At 54.2% G+C, this 17,024-nt stretch carries 13 protein-coding genes; 9 read left to right on the top strand and 4 right to left on the bottom strand.

What is annotated here, in order from left to right:
* The first annotated feature begins 5 nt into the window (after window positions 1–5).
* The 5 genes from MKZ07_RS21205 to MKZ07_RS21185 all read left to right on the top strand — a co-directional run bounded on the left by MKZ07_RS21205 (window position 6) and on the right by MKZ07_RS21185 (window position 6,713).
* Entirely contained in the window at window positions 6–959 is a 954-nt protein-coding gene (locus MKZ07_RS21205; RefSeq protein WP_036692279.1) for a 1,4-dihydroxy-2-naphthoate polyprenyltransferase, read from the top strand.
* 14 nt (window positions 960–973) lie between these two features.
* A complete protein-coding gene (locus MKZ07_RS21200) occupies window positions 974–1,969 on the top strand; it encodes a Gfo/Idh/MocA family protein (protein WP_341027427.1) in 996 nt (331 codons plus the stop codon).
* Between the two features lie 192 nt (window positions 1,970–2,161).
* Window positions 2,162–2,962, top strand: a complete 801-nt coding sequence (locus tag MKZ07_RS21195) for an ABC transporter ATP-binding protein (protein ID WP_036692139.1) — start codon at window positions 2,162–2,164, stop codon at window positions 2,960–2,962.
* Window positions 2,955–4,478 carry a hypothetical protein gene (locus tag MKZ07_RS21190; RefSeq protein WP_341027425.1) on the top strand — a complete coding sequence of 508 codons (1,524 nt, stop codon included), beginning with the start codon at window positions 2,955–2,957 and terminating at the stop codon, window positions 4,476–4,478. Before MKZ07_RS21195 ends, MKZ07_RS21190 begins: the two co-directional genes overlap by 8 nt.
* 225 nt (window positions 4,479–4,703) lie before the next feature.
* A complete protein-coding gene (locus MKZ07_RS21185) occupies window positions 4,704–6,713 on the top strand; it encodes a putative bifunctional diguanylate cyclase/phosphodiesterase (protein ID WP_076159260.1) in 2,010 nt (669 codons plus the stop codon).
* A 100-nt stretch (window positions 6,714–6,813) separates the two neighbouring features.
* On the opposite strand, the gene MKZ07_RS21180 is transcribed toward MKZ07_RS21185, so the two are convergent.
* The gene (locus MKZ07_RS21180; RefSeq protein WP_341027423.1) at window positions 6,814–8,508 is read right to left on the bottom strand and encodes a methyl-accepting chemotaxis protein; all 1,695 of its coding nucleotides are present in this window, start codon (window positions 8,506–8,508) and stop codon (window positions 6,814–6,816) included.
* 252 nt (window positions 8,509–8,760) lie between these two features.
* Between MKZ07_RS21180 and MKZ07_RS21175 the strand changes: the two genes are divergently transcribed.
* Window positions 8,761–9,192 (top strand): MarR family winged helix-turn-helix transcriptional regulator, encoded by a 432-nt coding sequence (locus MKZ07_RS21175; protein WP_341027421.1) that lies wholly within the window; start codon window positions 8,761–8,763, stop codon window positions 9,190–9,192.
* 162 nt (window positions 9,193–9,354) lie between these two features.
* On the opposite strand, the gene MKZ07_RS21170 is transcribed toward MKZ07_RS21175, so the two are convergent.
* The gene (locus tag MKZ07_RS21170; RefSeq protein ID WP_341027419.1) at window positions 9,355–11,217 is read right to left on the bottom strand and encodes an LTA synthase family protein; all 1,863 of its coding nucleotides are present in this window, start codon (window positions 11,215–11,217) and stop codon (window positions 9,355–9,357) included.
* A 281-nt stretch (window positions 11,218–11,498) separates the two neighbouring features.
* On the opposite strand from MKZ07_RS21170, the gene MKZ07_RS21165 reads away from it, so the two are divergent.
* The gene (locus MKZ07_RS21165; RefSeq protein WP_341027418.1) at window positions 11,499–13,814 is read left to right on the top strand and encodes an ATP-dependent DNA helicase; all 2,316 of its coding nucleotides are present in this window, start codon (window positions 11,499–11,501) and stop codon (window positions 13,812–13,814) included.
* A 53-nt stretch (window positions 13,815–13,867) separates the two neighbouring features.
* On the top strand, window positions 13,868–14,836 hold the full coding sequence (locus MKZ07_RS21160; RefSeq protein ID WP_076159248.1) for a Gfo/Idh/MocA family protein: 969 nt from the start codon (window positions 13,868–13,870) through the stop codon (window positions 14,834–14,836).
* 27 nt (window positions 14,837–14,863) lie between these two features.
* Here the strand turns inward: MKZ07_RS21160 and MKZ07_RS21155 are convergent, their stop codons facing one another.
* Window positions 14,864–15,544: a CidB/LrgB family autolysis modulator gene (locus MKZ07_RS21155; RefSeq protein WP_076159380.1), complete on the bottom strand. Its 681-nt coding sequence runs from the start codon at window positions 15,542–15,544 to the stop codon at window positions 14,864–14,866.
* Window positions 15,544–15,915, bottom strand: a complete 372-nt coding sequence (locus tag MKZ07_RS21150; RefSeq protein WP_036692167.1) for a CidA/LrgA family protein — start codon at window positions 15,913–15,915, stop codon at window positions 15,544–15,546. Before MKZ07_RS21150 ends, MKZ07_RS21155 begins: the two co-directional genes overlap by 1 nt.
* A gap of 113 nt (window positions 15,916–16,028) precedes the next feature.
* Between MKZ07_RS21150 and cidR the strand changes: the two genes are divergently transcribed.
* Window positions 16,029–16,946, top strand: coding sequence for a cidABC operon transcriptional activator CidR (gene cidR / locus MKZ07_RS21145; RefSeq protein WP_036692168.1), 918 nt, complete (start codon window positions 16,029–16,031; stop codon window positions 16,944–16,946).
* The last annotated feature ends 78 nt before the right edge of the window (window positions 16,947–17,024 follow it).

Genomic DNA, 17,024 nt, shown 5'->3' with positions numbered 1-17,024 from the left:
TGGCCGTGAATATAAGAACTTTCTTCAAGTTTGTCGAGCTGCCGACGAAGGTGGCCAGTATGCTCCCGCTGCTGCTGGGGACGCTGTATGCCCTGTACCGGTTCGAGGACTTCTATATCCTGCGCTTCGTGTTGATGCTGGTGTCCCTCTTAAGCTTTGATATGGCAACAACAGCAATCAACAACTATTATGATTTCAAAAAGGCTGCCAAAACCCATGGCTACGGGTATGAGACCCATAATCCGATTGTCCGCTTCAAGCTGAAGGAGTCTACGGTGGTGGCGCTGATCGTCATTCTCCTTGTGCTGGCGGCAGGCGGGGGCATTGCCCTGGTATTCCAGACCGGACTGCTGGTATTCCTGCTCGGGGGACTCTCGTTCCTGATCGGCATCCTGTACTCCTTCGGACCGATCCCCATCTCGCGGATGCCGCTCGGAGAACTGTTCTCCGGGCTGTTCATGGGGTTCGTCATTATTTTCATCTCGGCCTATATTCATTCGGATCAGGCGGTGGTCACGCTGCTGCTGAAGGGCGAATGGATCAGCCTGCATATCAATTTCCTTGAGGTGCTGTATCTGTTCTGGTTCTCCGTCCCGGCCATTCTGGGTATTGCCGGAATTATGCTGGCGAACAATATTTGCGATATTGAAGATGATATCGAGAACCGCAGATACACGCTGCCGGTCTACATCGGACGGGAGAATGCGCTGCTGCTGTGGAGGCTGCTCTATTATGTGTCTTTTGCCGATCTGATTGTGCTGGTGCTGCTCGGGGTCCATCCGGTCCTGGTCCTGCTGCTCCTGCTGACCCTGATTCCGCTGCACCGCAATATTGCACGTTTCTATCAGGAGCAGCATAAAGGCACGACCTTCATTCTGGCGGTGAAGAATTTCGTGCTTATGAGTGCGGCAAGAATCCTTGTGCTGGGTATAGCTGTTATATGGGTCACACTAAGATAAGGAAGGTGATAACTTTGGCAGAGAAGCTTCGCTGGGGAATTATGGGCTGCGCGCAGATTGCTACGGGTTCGGTAATGCCGGCAATCCAGGAGTCCGAGACCGGAGTGATCCGGGCGGTTGCCAGCCGTGGACTCACGAAGAGCAGCAGCGTAGCCGCTGAATTCGGCATTGAGCAGGCATATGGCAGCTATGAAGAGCTGCTTGCGGACCCGGAGGTGGATGCCGTCTACATTCCGCTTCCCAATCATCTCCACTGTGAATGGGTGATCCGCGCGGCTGAAGCCGGTAAGCATATCCTATGCGAGAAGCCGATTGCGCTGAACAGCCGTGAGGCGGCCGAGATGGTAGAGGCCTGCCGGAAGGCGGGCGTTCACTTGGCGGAGGCTTATATGTACCGCCATCATCCGCGCATCAATGAGCTGCAGGTGATTATCGCCAGCGGCGAGATTGGTGCGGTGCGTTCCATCCGCGGCACATTCACCTATAACGATGCTACGGATACCTCCAACATCCGCTTCAACGCTGCCTGGGGAGGCGGATCACTCTATGATGTCGGCTGCTACCCGCTCACAGCCGCGCGGCTGCTGTTCGGTACAGAGCCTGAAGCCGTAACCGTGCACGCGCTGTTCTCGCCGGAGCATGACAATGTTGATATGGTGGCCTCCGGGCTAGTGGAGTTCCCCGGCGGGAAGAGCCTGATCTTCGACTGCGGGATGTGGGCGTACAACCGCCAGCTGCTGGAGGTCCTCGGTACGCAGGGGCGGATCGAAATTCCGATGCCGTTCAACGCCAGATTCGATGATGCGGAGTTCTTCGTGTACGGGGGCGGTGAGCCCCGGCGTGTCGAGGCCGTTGGTGCTAACCCTTACGTCCAGCAGGCCGACCATTTCGCCAGGGCAGTCTTCAGCGGCAAGCCCTGGATTGCGGAAGAGGACCCGCTGCTGAATATGAGGCTGATCGAGAGCTGTCTGGAATCTGCCCGGAGGCGTGAGCGAATCCGCTTAAGGTAATCATTCCTTGTCCGCATAGCAAATTCATCAAGAGTAGCCTAGGGGCTGCTCTTTTTGCTGTTTTCGGGTCTATGCAGAATTCCCGCTGCGATTAATCACAGGAATCAAGTGCTAAAATTTGCTAGAATAGGGTTAATGGTACTTTCTGTTGCTGGAAGGAAGAGTACGCTTACCGAAGGGAGAGAGACGTCAATGGTCTTAACGGAAGAGCCGGTTATCTCAATTGAGGGCTTGTGGATGAATTATAGTGACCGGATGGTGCTGCGGGGAATTGATCTGAAGGTATACCGTGGGCAGATTATCGGATATATCGGACCCAATGGGGCCGGCAAAAGCACGACAGTCAAGATTATGCTCGGGCTGGTGGAGGGATATAACGGAACGATACGGATTTTTGGCAGGGATATCTCAGACGGGGATACAGCGTACAAAAGAAGGATCGGATACGTGCCCGAGGTGGCAGAGCTATATGACAGCCTGACGGCGCGGGAGTATCTGACCTTCACCGGTGAGCTGTATGGACTGAAGCAGGCGGATGCCGATGACAAGGCGCGGAAGCTGATGGGGCTGCTGGGTATGGAGAAGGCCTATGATATGCGGATTGCCTCTTACTCCAAGGGAATGAAGCAGAAGGTGCTGCTGATTGCCAGCATGCTGCATGACCCGGATATTCTGTTCCTGGATGAGCCGCTCAGCGGACTGGATGCTAACAGTGTAATGGTGGTCAAGGAAATCTTCGCCACGCTTGCCGCCAGGGGCAAGACGATCTTTTATTCCTCGCATATTATGGATGTGGTCGAGAGAATCAGCAGCCGGATCATCCTGCTGGATGGAGGCGATATTGTCGCGGACGGTACCTTCACGCAGCTGCGGGAGCAGAGCCGGGAGGGGTCGCTGGAGGAGATTTTCAATCAGCTGACCGGGTTCGATCAATACAGGGATATTGCAAGTGAGTTCGTGGCTGTGATTGGCGCGGGTGCGGCGTATGACTGAATTCCGGATTCTGAAGCTGCTTGACCGGGTACAGTGGATCTTTAAGGGGCTGGGAGCCGATTATGCGCTCATGCGCCGCATTCTTCAGGTCAAGCTGACGATGGATGGCAGACGGACACCTACCCTGTTCTCCGGGTCGCAGAATTCCAAGCTGGAGATGGAGGGCTCGCCCTTCAGAGTCCAGTGGATCTATCTGCTGCTGGGGCTGATGCTGATCGCCATGGTTGCGCCCAGAGACCATCATATCCTGATGATGAGTCTGCTGTTCAGTATAGTGATGTTCCTGATCACCACAACGCTGATCTCCGATTTCTCGACGGTAATGCTGGATTTGCGGGATAAGAATATCCTCTTCTCCAAGCCGGTGGACCGCCGCACACTGAACATGGCCAAGAGCTTACATATTCTGATCTATCTGCTGATCCTGAGGTTCTTTGACGGGGAAAAGCTCAAGGACATCATCAACTACGTACAGATTATCCTGTCTGTGGCGGTAACTGTCGGTGCACAGCTGGTTAGCCGGATATTCAATCTATCAACGCTGGGCCTGGAATTCGCTACAGCCTGGTGGCATTTCCTGCTGGCTCCGGTCTGGTTCGGGGCACCGTTCGAGCTGCTGGGAGGCGGAACAGGAAGCCGGTCCGTGATTATTTTGACAGCGCTCTCTGTGGTGGTGCCTGCCGTGATGTTCGCCGCCTACATCCGGCTGATGCCGGTATTTGAACGCAGCCTCCAGAAACTGGCTGAGCATGGCGCAGAGGGCAGGGATAACGGGCGGTTTGCCCGGATGCTGTCGGAGACCGTGTGCCGGAACAAAGCGGAGGCCATGTTCTTCCGCTTCACCTGGTCGATGATGAAGAATGAACGCGAGTTCAAGCTCCGGGTCTATCCGACCATCGGCTTCTCGCTGATCTTTCCCTTTATCTTCATCTTCAATCAGGTATGGAGCGGCGATCTGGCCGGGATCAGAAGCTCCAAGTCCTTTTTGTTTATCTATTACAGCGCGCTGCTGCTGATGACAGTCGTGCAGATGGTCCGTTACTCGGCCAGCTATAAGGGTGCGTGGATCTATCAGGTGATTCCTTTGCCGGGCAAGGGGCTGGTCTACCGGGGAATGCTGAAGGCTGCGGTCGTGAAGCTGCTGGTTCCGCTCTTTCTGCTGGAGGCGGCGGTGTTCATCGCTCTCTTGGGTTCCTGGATTATAGCAGACATGGTAGTAGTCCTGCTGGCTCTGTTGCTGTATGCCGTTATTTGCTTCCTTACGTTCCCGAAGGCGCTCCCGTTCTCGGAGAAGTATGAGGCGGCGCAGCGGAAGGAATTCACCGGCAGCGCCTTTGTCCAGTTGTTCATTCTGGGGGGGCTTGCCGGATTACACTATGTCTTCACCCTGATTCCTGCAGGAATATACATCTACATGGTAATTCTGGTAGCTGCGAATGCCTGGATCTGGCGCAGGGCCTTCCTGCCGGACGCCTCCCGGGACAACGGATTTCCAACCCTCCGCGCAGGCGGCTGAGGACAAATATGGACAATTTTTGCCGGCGTTCAAAAAAGGGTCCAAGTTCCATTATTTACTTAGACAGCCCGGTGAATACAGGGTAAAATACAGCTAATGTTAGTTTTCAGAGAATACCTGTAATCATTATATACTCTTCCATTTATCCGCTATTCGTATATTGATTTATAACTTAAGATAGACCCTGAAACGACGCTGATACTATAACCAGTGAAGAGGTCAACTATGGATCAAATGGGAATCCACTATAATATCTGGATTGTTTTACTATCCTATGGGCTAGCTGCCGCAGCAGCATACTCCGCGCTTAATCTGATTTCGCAGGTTTCCCATTCCGCGGGCCGGGTCAGACGTCTCTGGCTGCTCTCGGGTGCCTGTGTGCTTGGCGGCGGAATCTGGGCTATGCATTTTGTCGGCATTATGGCCAGCCGGCTGCCGTTCAAGGTCAGCTACCATCCGGTGATGGCTGCCGTGTCCCTGCTAATTATTATGTCCTCCTGCTATGCAACCCTTCAGATGGTTACGGCTGCCCGCCAGAGAAGCTGGCGGCTTCTTGCGGGCGGCTGCATACTCGGCAGCGGCATATCGTTCATGCATTATGCTGGAATGGCCTCCATGGAGATGGAGGCCAAGATTCATTACAGGGCAATGGATCAGGCTGTATCGGTACTGATTGCTCTTGCTGCTTCCTACATCGGAATTCTAATGTTCCACAGATTCAAGGATCATACGGTCTTCAGCCCCTGGAAGCTGTATTCGGCACTATTCATCGCCCTGGCGGTTACCGGTATGCATTATACGAGTCTGAGAGCAAGCGATCTGCATAATTACAGCTGGCAGGCGCCTGCCCCCATGCTGATGGAGACTGATGTGGTTCTGCTGACAGGGATTTCACTGGTTACCCTGTTCGTGCTGGCAATCTCCGGCGGCAATGTTTTTCTGGACAGGGATGTACTGGAGCGAATGGCCTATCATGACCCGCTCACCGAGCTGCCGAACCGGCACGGTCTGGAGCGCTACTTCAAGGATGATTTCTTCGGCGGGGTCTCCGGCGCCGTGTTTTTTGTTGACCTGGACCGCTTCAAATCGATTAATGATACGCTGGGGCACGATATTGGAGACTTGCTGCTGCGGGACGTATCTGCCAGGCTGACCTGCTGCGTGGGCGGGAAGGGGAAAGTGTTCCGGCTTGGAGGGGATGAATTCCTGATTGCACTGCCGGATTGCACCGCCGTGGCGGCGGAGGAAGTGGCACAGCATATCCTCCAGGAGCTCAAGAAGTCTTACAGCATTGAAGGTAACGAATTGTACGTAACTGCGAGTGTGGGAATCAGTATGACTCCGGCGCACGGCACCGATCGTTCAGCGCTAATGAAAGCGGCCGATACGGCGCTCTATACTTCCAAGGATTCGGGCAAGAATAAATTCAGTGTGTTCGATCTGGAGATGAACCGTCATCAGGTCCGGCGGATGTCACTTGAGAAGGATCTGCGCAAGGCGCTGGCCCGTTCGGAATTCATGGTGGTCTACCAGCCCAAATGGGATTCGCTGCTGAATGTCACCGTGGGGCTTGAGGCGCTGCTGCGCTGGAGACACCCGGAGCATGGCGTCATCTCTCCGGGGGAGTTCATTCCGATCGCCGAGGAGACCGGCCTGATTGTCCCTATTACATACTGGATGCTGCATGAGGTGTGCGGACAGAATATGCTCTGGCATCAGGCAAAGGTTGCCAGTGTAGCGGTCTCGATTAATATGTCGGCGCGGATGTTTGAAAGCGGTAGCCTGTATGAGGTAGTGGAAGAGGCACTGTCGCGTTCGGGCCTTGCGCCGCATTTCCTTGAACTGGAGATTACCGAATCGATTGCCATGAACAATATGGAAGAGACGGTTGCCCAGCTCTCCAAGCTGCGGGATCTAGGTGTGCGGGTATCCCTGGATGATTTCGGAACCGGTTTCTCCTCGCTTGGCAATCTGGATGAGATTCCGGTGAACACCCTGAAGATTGATCAGGTCTTCATCCGCAAGAGCAAGATGCATTCCAAGAAAGCGATCATCAGCAACATCATTGCCATTGCCAGCAATCTGAACATGGAGGTTGTGGCCGAGGGCGTGGAGACTACAGAGCAGATTGAGCTGCTGCAATCGCTGGGCTGCCGGGTGATGCAGGGCTTCTACTATGGGCGTCCGATGCCGGTTAACGAATTGGGTCAATGGTTCATTGAGAATACAGCATAATGTATCTGATTGCTGTTGCACAAAAAAGGCTGTCCTGGATGTGAAGGGTTATTCCACATCAGGGCAGCCTTTTTCGTAGATAAATATATGAGACTCCAGCCTAAATTTTGAAATTCTCGACTAATACCTGCAGCTTCTCTGCCAGAGAGGAGAGGAATGCGGCGGAGGATTCGACCTCCTGCATGGCCGCAAGCTGCTCCTGGGATGAAGCGGACAAGGTCTCCGCGCCTTCTGCTGTCTGATTGGAGACCGCTACGATCTTCTGGATCGAAGCGACAAGCCCGTCAGAGAGCAGGGCCAGCTCACGCACGGTGGCCGAAATCTGCTGGCTGTGTGCAGACATATCGGAGACGGAAGACTCAATCTCGGAGAAAGAATGTCCGGCGGCTATAATCATCTCTTTGCCGTGATGCATCTCTTCCGTGGAGTGCTTCATGGTCTCTCCGGCCTTGTCCATCTGCTGGACAATCAGACTGACCAGCTCACCGATCTGGCGGGCAGATCCGGCCGAACGTTCAGCCAGCTTGCGTACAGAGCCTGCCACAACGGCGAAGCCGCGGCCCTCTTCACCGGCCCGTGCAGCTTCAATGGCCGCATTAAGGGATAACAGGTTCGTCTCCTCGGCAATACTGGCTATGGTGCCGACAATATTCTCAATTTCTTTGGAATGGCTGCCCAGCGTCTCGATAATGCCGGAAAGATCCGAGATGCTCGCGCCTACAATAGCCATCTGTGAAGTGGTCGAGTCCATAGATTCCCGGCCTGTCCGGGCCTTCTGGGAGTTGATGGCTGCCTGATTCATCGCGCTGTCCGCATTGCCTGCAATTTCAGTAATGAAATGCGACATATCCTGTACGGCCTTGAAGCTGCCCTCCAGATTCTGCAGCTGGGTATGTGCCCCGTCGGCCAGATCCAGGGTGACATTAACGCTGTGCTCTCCGGCCCGGTTGGTCTCCTGGGCGCTGGCGGACAGCTCCTGGGAAGAGGAGGCAACCAGCATGGATGTATCATTGACCTGTGTGATCAGGTCACGCAGACTCAGGGTCATGGCATTGAAGTCACGGGCAAGCTTGCCGACCTCGTCCTTGGCCGTGAAGAGCAGCGGTTCCCGGGTCAGATCGCCTTTGGCTACCGTGTTGACTGATGCAGACAACTTGGTGAGCGGGCTGACCATCCGGCGGATGAGCAGATAGGCGGCGAGAATTGCAATAATCAGAATCGAGCTGCCGATCAGGAAGGGCTGGGTGATGATATCCATGGTCCGGGATTGAATTAACGGGCCGTCGAAGTTAATCGCCATTAATGCAATGATGGGTTTGGTAGGGTCATGGTCCTGATAGATGGGGCCGTAGCCGGTTTTGAGGGAGGTACCCTGATATGTATACACTTTCGAGTAGGCGGAATGCTTCATGGTGGTAATCATTTCTTTATCTTCATCTGAGAAGTAGAAGGGGTCTCCGGCTTTGTAGCCTCGTTTCTTGAAGTTCTTGTCAGCGGCCAGCACCTTGCCGTCCAGTGAAAGAATGAAGGCTTCTTTGAAAATAGGCTTGTGATCACTGATCCATCCGATGCGGTCTTCGATTGCAGCCAGCTTGCTGGTATCCCCGGCAGCCAGAGCGGTTATGTCGGCAGGATCGATAAGGCCGGTGGTTATATTGGCGCAGCCTACCAATTCAATACCTGCAGCTTCATCGATCTGCTTGTAAGCCGCATGATAACCGAAGAAGCCTATGGATGAACCAACCAGTAGCAATACAATCAGCATCATCCATGTTAATTTTGTTGCCAATTTCATAACAAATATCACCAGCCCTGACTCTAAAAGATTAAGTGAATTTTGCGGTTCACTGCTACGATTATAGCGCATACGCTGCGGTTTGAGCGTATGTCGGAAAAAAAGAGTTTTTGTGTCGGAAAATGATGGATTATGTATAAAAAATCATTGAAAAACAGGCCCCTAATCCTATTTTATATTCAAAAAATATTGTATGTCGGACCGGTATAATGGTACGCTTGAGGCAGAATAAACGGATTGGGAGCTGAAGGGATGTCACAAGAAGTCAATCCTTTGATCGAACGTGTGGGATTATCCATGTGGAAGGTTCAGCGCAGAATCATGTCACAGATGTCAATGCATAAGGAATTGGGGTTGACTGTGCCGCAATTCGGGCTGTTACATATGATCTTTCAGGAGCAGAAGGCACGGGTGATTCAGCTGGCGGAAAAGATGGAAGTGAAGTCCAGTGCAGTCACCGTCATGCTCGACCGCCTGGAGCTGCTGGAGCTGATCGCCCGCGTGCCTGACGAGAATGACCGCAGAGCGGTGATCGTCACGATTACCGGCAAGGGGCAAGAGGTGCTGGAAGAAGCACAGCGCCGGTCACTGCTGCTGCTGGGAGAGCATCTGGCCATTCTGGAGCCGGCAGAGCTGGAGAACTTCGCGGATTATTATCTCATGCTGGAGAATCAGGAGCGTTAACATAAGCATCACAAAGAGGCAGCGCTTCTCCTGTTACGGAGAGGCGCTGCCTCTTGTCTAAATATGAGAAGCTATATGTTTTACGCTATACATTATCCTTCTATTTCTCGCTGTAACGGTACCGTCCTTTAAAAGGACGATACCGTTACCACTTGTGTCTGGCTATTCTACGGCAGGTTCTTTATCCGGCAATTGTGTAACGTAGCTGTCAGACAGCTGGCGCAGCCGCAGAGCACGGTTGTATTCATCCTCGTTGCCGGCCGGAGCAGTACCTCCGGTAGCCAACGGGTATTGGGTATTATCCTCGAAGCTGTTGCCCGGAATCAGCAGGGCAGAGCTGGAAATGAAGGATCCGGTAGGCAGGTAATACCGCTGCGGCAGCAGATTGTAGGACTGGCTGAGCAGATCCTGGCCGAAATGAATGTTGTTATCCATCGATACCCCCAGCAGGCTGGCGGCCGTAGGCATAATATCGACTTCTCCGCCTACCTGCGCAAGCTTCTGCGGAGCAATTCCCTCACCATGGATGAGCAGCGGAATGTTGAGCATATTGGCGTAGCTGTAATCATATCCGTAGATTTCCTTCATTAGCTGCTTGTCATCATGATCCAGCGAATAGATCGGCAGTCCCATATGGTCGCCGTAGACCATAACCAGACTGTTCTCCCATAATCCGCTCGCCTTCAGTTCATCTACAAACTGTCCGAAGGCATAGTCCGCATAGTTCTGCGACCGGACATAATCGCCGACAAAGGTTCCTTCATACCGCTCAGGAAGCTTCATCTTGTGCTTCTCTTCAGGAATAGTGAACGGGTGATGCGCCGACATGGAGATGACCTGAGCATAGAATGGCTGGCCTGCATCGCTCATTTCCTTCAGCTTCTCCGAGGATTTGCGGTAGAGCACCTCATCGGAAGCGCCGAAGAAGAAGGCGTCCTCGTCACCGAAGAACTGGTGATCGTAATACTTCTGCCAGCCGAGGGCCTTGTACAGCTCGCCCCGGTTCCAGAATTCCACTACGTTGGTGTGGAACGTGGCCGTCTGATAGCCGTTATCTCCCAGCAGACGGGGCAGACTCGGCAGCTGCTTGTCGATATAAGACATGGTAGCTGCACCCTGCGGAGGAATATAGAAGGACGAATTGACCACGAATTCCGCATCGGAGGTGTTGCCCTGGCCGACCATCTGATAGAAGTTCGTGAAGTACAGGCTCTGCTCCATCAGACGGTTCAGGTTAGGAGTGACCTCCTGGCCGTCTACCTTAAGACCCATCAGGAAGTTCTGGAAGGACTCCAATTGGATCACAATCAGATTCTTGCCCTTGGCGGCACCGGCATAAGCGGAGACTGCTGAAGCGTCGGTGCCCTTGAGCTGGTTAATCGTGCTCTGTGTGATTTCACTAGCCTCTACCAGCTCGGTTTTATCTTTGGCAAAGATCGTGTATGCTTCATAATTAAGGATGCCCATCTCCTGGGCCTTCTTGATCTCATTCATGCTCGCCTTATTCGGAAGAATATTGAACAGGCAGAGTCCGAGCGAGACAGCGAACAGTACGACATGCAGCGTCCGGCCACTGCGCAGGTTAATCTGGTCTTTTTTATAAGTGCGGCCGTTCTTGTTAATGAAGAAGTAGAAGCCCAGCACAATGATGTCGGTGAAGATCAGCAGATAATAAGGGTCCATCAATGAGAACACACTGTTCTTGACGGCAGTGACCTGGTTCACCTGCTCGGCGGCATGGTAAGTGACAATGACCCCGTAATATTTGAAATACATAATGGCGGCAAAAAAGATCGCGGTAACCAGCAGATTGACCGTCATGTAATAGCCGAGCTTCCGTCTGGAAGCAAAGCGCTCAATCAGGAAAAACAGGGCCCAGACAAAGGGCAGCTCCGTCAATACGGATTGCCAGAACTTTAAATCATCAAAGATTACACCCCAGGCCAGCAGGCTTTTGAGCAGAAAAAGAATGGAAAAGAACACAAATGGCTTAAGGAGCCATCGTTTCACAGTTTGGGATGACACAGCTTCGCCTTCTTTCTATAAAATGAACATGTTTCCCGGCTGAAAAGGAAACAGCAGCATGAGGACAGAAGAATACCATTATCAATAAAACTTATTATGAAGTGCCAGGGAAGGAATGTCAAAAATCAGAAGCGGCCGTATACTCCCTGAAGCGCGCGTAAACTACGGCTAGAACGAACCCGGCGCAGACCATTCCCTCAGGCGGGTTAATATCGGCGTTAAACGAAGAATATGAGCCATACGCAGCGGAAGCTGGCGGAAATTATTGGAGGTGGGGACGGATGGAGCATACAGAAATCACGCTGTCCGTGAGGGCGCTTGTGGAATTTGCCTACAGCAGCGGCAGTCTGGAGCCGGGCTTCCGCAGCGGGGCCGCCATGGCGGAGGGGACGCGCAGCCATCAGCTGATCCAGAAGCAATACAAGGAAGGGGACCGCAAGGAGGTCTATTTGAAGACCGGAATTCCTTACGGGGATCTGCTGTTCCAGATTGACGGACGCTGCGACGGCCTGCTTACGGCAGAGGATGGGAGTCTGACGGTGGAGGAGATCAAGTCCATGGCCGGAATCCCGGACCCTGCGCTAGAAGGGAAGGAGGTACATTGGGCCCAGGCATACATGTACGCTTACATGCTGGCAACGGAGCTGGAGCTTCCTTATATCCAAGTGAAGCTCACCTATGTGCAGCGGGGAAGCGAGGCACAGTACAGTCTCTACCGGGAGATGTCCCGCGAAGCGCTGACGGCCTTCGCGCTAGAGACCGTAAGCAGGTACGCACCGTATGCCGAGATGATGGTCCGTTACAAGGCGAAGAGAGGGGAGAGCATCACTGCCCTGTCCTTTCCGTTCTCGGCCTACCGGCCCGGCCAGCGCCATTTCGCTGCCGCAGTCTATACCTCCATTGCTGAGGGGGCGAACCTCTTCGCCCAGGCGCCGACAGGCATCGGCAAAACCATGTCCACTCTGTTCCCGGCGGTCAAAGCGCTGGGCGAAGGCAAGGCAGCCGGTATCTTCTATCTGACTGCCAAGACAGTTACACGGATCGCGGCGCAGGAGGCTGCCTCGATGCTGAACCGCCGCGGGCTGCATCTGCATGTCATTGCGCTGACGGCGAAGGAGAAGGCCTGTTTCCGGGAGGAGGGCATCTGCGGCAATGATTCCTGCGCTTATGCGGAGGGGTATTATGACCGGATCAATGGCGCACTGATCGATATGCTGGAGCAGGAGACGCTGATGACCCGGGAGACGATCGCCAGCTATGCCCATAAGCATCAGGTCTGCCCGTTTGAATTCTCGCTGGATGCCGCCTATGTCTGCGATGTTGTGATCTGCGATTACAATTATATCTACGATCCGCGCATCAGTCTGAAGCGCATGTCGGAGGAGCGTAAGAAGAACACTGTGCTGCTGGTGGATGAAGCGCATAATCTGGTGGACCGGGGCCGGGAGATGTATTCTGCTTCGCTCACCAAGGCGCCCTTCTTGGCACTCAGCCGGACCTATAAGACGGCGAATCCAAGGCTCAGCACTGCTGCCAAAGCGGTGAACACCTTCTTCATTGCGCTGCGTAAGATTTGCGGTGACAAGGGTGCGGGAGAGTGGGCGGCCTATCCCGAGGAGCTGCCGGAGCTGCTGGAGAACTTCGCGGCCGAAGCCGAGCTGGAGCTGCTGAATCCCTCTTCTCTTATAGGCTCCGCGCAGGCAGAGGAGGAGGGGGAGAACAGCCTGCTGGATACCTTTTACGCGGTACAGGCGATGCTCCGCACCTTCAAAACCTACGATGAACGCTACATCACCTATGCCGAGGTGCGCAGCGGAGATGTGTATCTGAAGCTGTTCAATCTCGATCCGTCGCATCTGCTGCAGCAAATGGGCAAGAGCTTCCGCAGCCAGATTCTGTTCTCTGCGACCCTATCGCCGCTCTCGTATTACAGAGATATGATCGGTGCAGGCGAGGAGGATTACAGTCTGAGCTTGGCTACGCCTTTTCACAAAGAGCAGTGGCAGGTATCTGTGCTGCCGGTATCCACCCGGTTTCATGACCGTGAGGCTTCAATACAGCCGCTTAGTGATGCGCTCAAAGGCCTGGTCTCGAAGAAGGGCAACTACCTGGTCTTCTTCCCCTCCTATCTCTACTTGAAGCATGTCTATGAGGTGTTCACTGAGAAGTACCCTGAAGTCCCCACGCTGCTGCAGGGCAGCGGAATGAGCGAGCCGGAGCGGGAGAGCTTCCTGGCGGCCTTCCGCCCGGATAACCCGGAGCCGCTGCTTGGCTTTGCCGTGCTGGGAGGTATTTTCTCGGAAGGGGTGGATCTGCCCGGTGACCGGTTGAACGGGGTGATGGTCGTAGGTGTTGGACTCCCGCAGGTGGGACTGGAGCGCAATCTGCTGCGGAGCTATTTCCAGTCACAGGGTAAGAATGGCTTCGATTATGCTTATATCTACCCGGGTATGTGCAAGGTGCAACAGGCCGGAGGACGGCTGATCCGCAGTGAGAGCGACAGCGGGGTCATTGTGCTCGCTGACGACCGCTTCATGCAGCAATCCTACAGGCAACTGCTTCCAGAGGAGTGGCGGGACTACTCTGTGATGACCTAAGCGGGTATAATCTACTGAAAAGGCATTCACCAGACAACTCAGGAGGTAATGACATGACGCTTAATATCGGACTTGTTGGAACAGGCTGGTTCTCCAAGGTACATGCGGATTTGCTGGCGGGCATGGAGGATGTGTCGCTGAAGGCCGTCTGCGGCAGCAGCAAGCTTAAGGGAGAAGAGATGGCCCGCCCTTACGGGGCCGAAGGCTACGGGGAGATTACCGAGATGCTGGACAGCCACAAGCTAGATGCTGTCTACATCTGTGTGCCGCCACAGTCGCACGGGGCGATTGAGCGGGCGCTGATCCGTAGAGATATCCCCTTTTTCATCGAGAAGCCGCTAGGCTCAAGTACGGCCATTCCGGCCAGTCTGCTGGAGGATATTAAGCAGCATCAGCTGCTGACCTCGGTAGGCTATCATTTCCGCTACCAGGAGAATATTCAGCGGCTGAAGCAGACGCTTGCCGGAGACAAGGTAGGGATGATTACCGGAGAATGGATGGGCGGAATGCCCGGCGTGGCGTGGTGGCGCAATCAGGAGCAGTCCGGCGGGCAATTCACGGAGCAGACGACGCATATCGTTGACCTGCTGCGTTATCTGGCCGGTGAGGTGACAGAGGTCTACGGCATGTTCGGCAACCGGATTATGCATGAGAAGCATGAAGGGGTGACTGTAGCCGATGTGGGCACCGTGTCACTGAAGCTTGCAAGCGGCATTATCGCCAGCATCTCCAATACCTGTGTGCTGCCCGGTGAGGTGAACAAGGCCGGAATCAGCTTCTATAATGACAACGGCATGCTTGACTGGAACCCGGAGCGTCTGCTCGAAGTCCGCAGCGGGGACAGCAAGGAATACAAGAATACGGGCAACCCTTATGCGGTAGAGAGCGAAGCCTTCCTGTACGCAGTCCGCACCGGAGACCGCTCCCGTATTCTCAGCGATTATGAGGACGGGTACAAGACGCTGAAGGTAACCTGCGCTGCGTATGAATCTGCCCAGAGCGGATTGCCTGTGAAGCTATAGGCCTCCGTCTTAAGACGAGGGAACAGCTTAATGAATGAACACTGCAAGCATTGCGGGTGCCAGCCCGATGGAGAACAGCGCCGCCAGAATCATTGAGATACTGGAGATGGTGCCGGTCAGCGAGCTAAGCTCGAAGGCCTTGGAGGTGCCGGTGCCATGCGCTGCGGTGCCAAGCGACACTCCGCGCGCCACTTCATTCTCAATGTGGAAGAGGCGCAGTACCGAAGGCCCCATCATCGTTCCAAGCACACCTGTGAGAATGACGAAGACTGCGGTGATGCTGGGAACTCCGCCTATGCTCTGAGAGATGCTCATGGCAATCGGCGTAGTTACCGAACGCGGGACCAGGCTGGTGGCGAGATCTCCGCTCAGGTGCATTAATTTGGCCAGCAGCATGGAAGATAGTACAGCCATTACCGTTCCTGACAGCACGCCTGCCGCAATTTCGGCGGCGTGCTTTTTGAGCAGCTTGAAGTTCTTGTGCAGCGGAATCGCGAAGGCGATTGTCGCCGGCTGAAGCAGGTCTGACAGCCATTTGCCGCCTGCATTGTAGGATTCATAAGAGCTGCCTGTGATCAGCAGGAAGCCGATGATGACCAGCGGGGTGATGATCAGCGGAGAGGTGTACATTTTACCGCTGGCCGCATAGATCCGTTTGGTTATAAGATATACGGTGATGGTAAGTCCAAGGAATAATAGTCCAGTCATCATGAGCTTCTACGCTCCTTTACTTTATAGATAACACCTGTCAGCAGACCTGAGCTGGCCATGACAGCAAAGGTGCCCACGAGCACAACAGCCAGTACCTGCAGGCCGAAGGATTCCAGCAGCTTCGAGTAGTTCATCACCCCTATAGCCGATGGAATGAAGAACAGCAGCAGTTCAGCCAGCAGCCACGAAGCACCTGCCTCCACCCAGTTCAGACGGATCACGCCGGATTCGAGCAGCAGGAATAATAGAATCATCCCGATAATGCTTCCGGGAAGCGGAATATGCAGCAGTGAGGTTAATCCGTTAACCAGCAGGGAGAACACGGTTAGGCCGGCCACCTGCAGTAAGCCTAAGGCAATCTTTTTCATCATGATTACCTCCTTTCATCTCTTACTGAAAGTTTACATCTGATTCTTTCATAGGTAAAATGAATGGATTGAATAGATCGCATTCTAATTGTCTATACATGGAGGGTTGTCTAATGGATATCAGACAGCTGGAGTATTTCGTGCAGGCCGCCAGGCTGAACAGCTTCTCCAGAGCCGCAGAATCGCTGTATATCACCCAGCCGACCATCAGCAAGATGATCCGCAATCTGGAGACGGAGCTGGGGGCTGATCTCTTCTACCGCGAGGGCCGGAGCATCCGCCTGACGGATGCCGGAGAGCTGCTGCTCGTCAAGGCGCAGAACATTGTAGAGTCCTTCGCCAGCCTCTCCTCCGAGCTGGACAGCCTGCGCAATCTGAAGCAGGGGCATATCCGTATCGGACTGCCGCCCATGGTGGGGGCGAGCTTCTTCCCGGCGGTCATCGGGGAATTCCACCGGAAGTATCCCGAGGTGACGATCCGGCTGCATGAGGACGGAGCAAAGAAAGTGGAAGATGACGTTGAGTCCGGCCTGCTCGACATCGGGGCGATTGTGCTGCCGGTGGATGAGGCCAGGTTCCACAGCTTCACCTTTGTGGAAGAGCGGCTGGAACTGCTGGTCCCCGCCGGGCACCGTCTGGACGGAGCGCAGCAGGTACCGCTGAAAGAGCTGGCCGGGGAGGAGTTCGTCCTGTTCCGGGAGGACTTCGCCCTGCATGACCGGATAATTTCGGAATGCGTGAGAGCGGGCTTCCAGCCCAAGGTGGTCTATGAAAGCTCCCAGTGGGATCTGATCAGCCGGATGGTCGCCGCCGGGATGGGCATTGCGCTGCTGCCGGAGACGATCTGCCGGGATATCGACCGTTCGCGGATTACCGTCATTCCCCTGACAGAGCCGGTAATTCCCTGGCAGCTGGGCATGATCTGGCGCAAGGACCGCTATCTGTCCTTTGCCGCAAGAGAGTGGATTGCTTTTGCGATGAATGTACTCGGGGAGCGGTATCACCCGCCGGAGCCTCCGGAGGATATATAAATAACAGAGCTTATTTATACTTCCGCCGACATTTTTTTCTTTTTTTGCAAATTTTGTTTTTTGGCATCATGATTTATG

This window comes from Paenibacillus sp. FSL P4-0338, from assembly GCF_038002365.1.
In the GTDB taxonomy this organism is placed as follows: domain Bacteria; phylum Bacillota; class Bacilli; order Paenibacillales; family Paenibacillaceae; genus Paenibacillus_AQ.
Note: the sequence above shows the minus strand (reverse complement) of the source record. Positions and strands in the feature narration are given on the sequence as shown.

Excerpts from the sequence above, each read along its gene's own strand:
- MKZ07_RS21155 (WP_076159380.1), bottom strand. The coding sequence starts at position 15,544 with ATGACTGGACTATTATTCCTTGGACTTACCATCACCGTATATCTTATA.
- MKZ07_RS21180 (WP_341027423.1), bottom strand. The coding sequence starts at position 8,508 with ATGAAATTGGCAACAAAATTAACATGGATGATGCTGATTGTATTGCTA.
- cidR (WP_036692168.1), top strand. The coding sequence starts at position 16,029 with ATGGATATCAGACAGCTGGAGTATTTCGTGCAGGCCGCCAGGCTGAAC.
- MKZ07_RS21175 (WP_341027421.1), top strand. The coding sequence starts at position 8,761 with ATGTCACAAGAAGTCAATCCTTTGATCGAACGTGTGGGATTATCCATG.
- MKZ07_RS21150 (WP_036692167.1), bottom strand. The coding sequence starts at position 15,915 with ATGAAAAAGATTGCCTTAGGCTTACTGCAGGTGGCCGGCCTAACCGTG.
- MKZ07_RS21195 (WP_036692139.1), top strand. The coding sequence starts at position 2,162 with ATGGTCTTAACGGAAGAGCCGGTTATCTCAATTGAGGGCTTGTGGATG.
- MKZ07_RS21160 (WP_076159248.1), top strand. The coding sequence starts at position 13,868 with ATGACGCTTAATATCGGACTTGTTGGAACAGGCTGGTTCTCCAAGGTA.
- MKZ07_RS21185 (WP_076159260.1), top strand. The coding sequence starts at position 4,704 with ATGGATCAAATGGGAATCCACTATAATATCTGGATTGTTTTACTATCC.
- MKZ07_RS21165 (WP_341027418.1), top strand. The coding sequence starts at position 11,499 with ATGGAGCATACAGAAATCACGCTGTCCGTGAGGGCGCTTGTGGAATTT.
- MKZ07_RS21190 (WP_341027425.1), top strand. The coding sequence starts at position 2,955 with ATGACTGAATTCCGGATTCTGAAGCTGCTTGACCGGGTACAGTGGATC.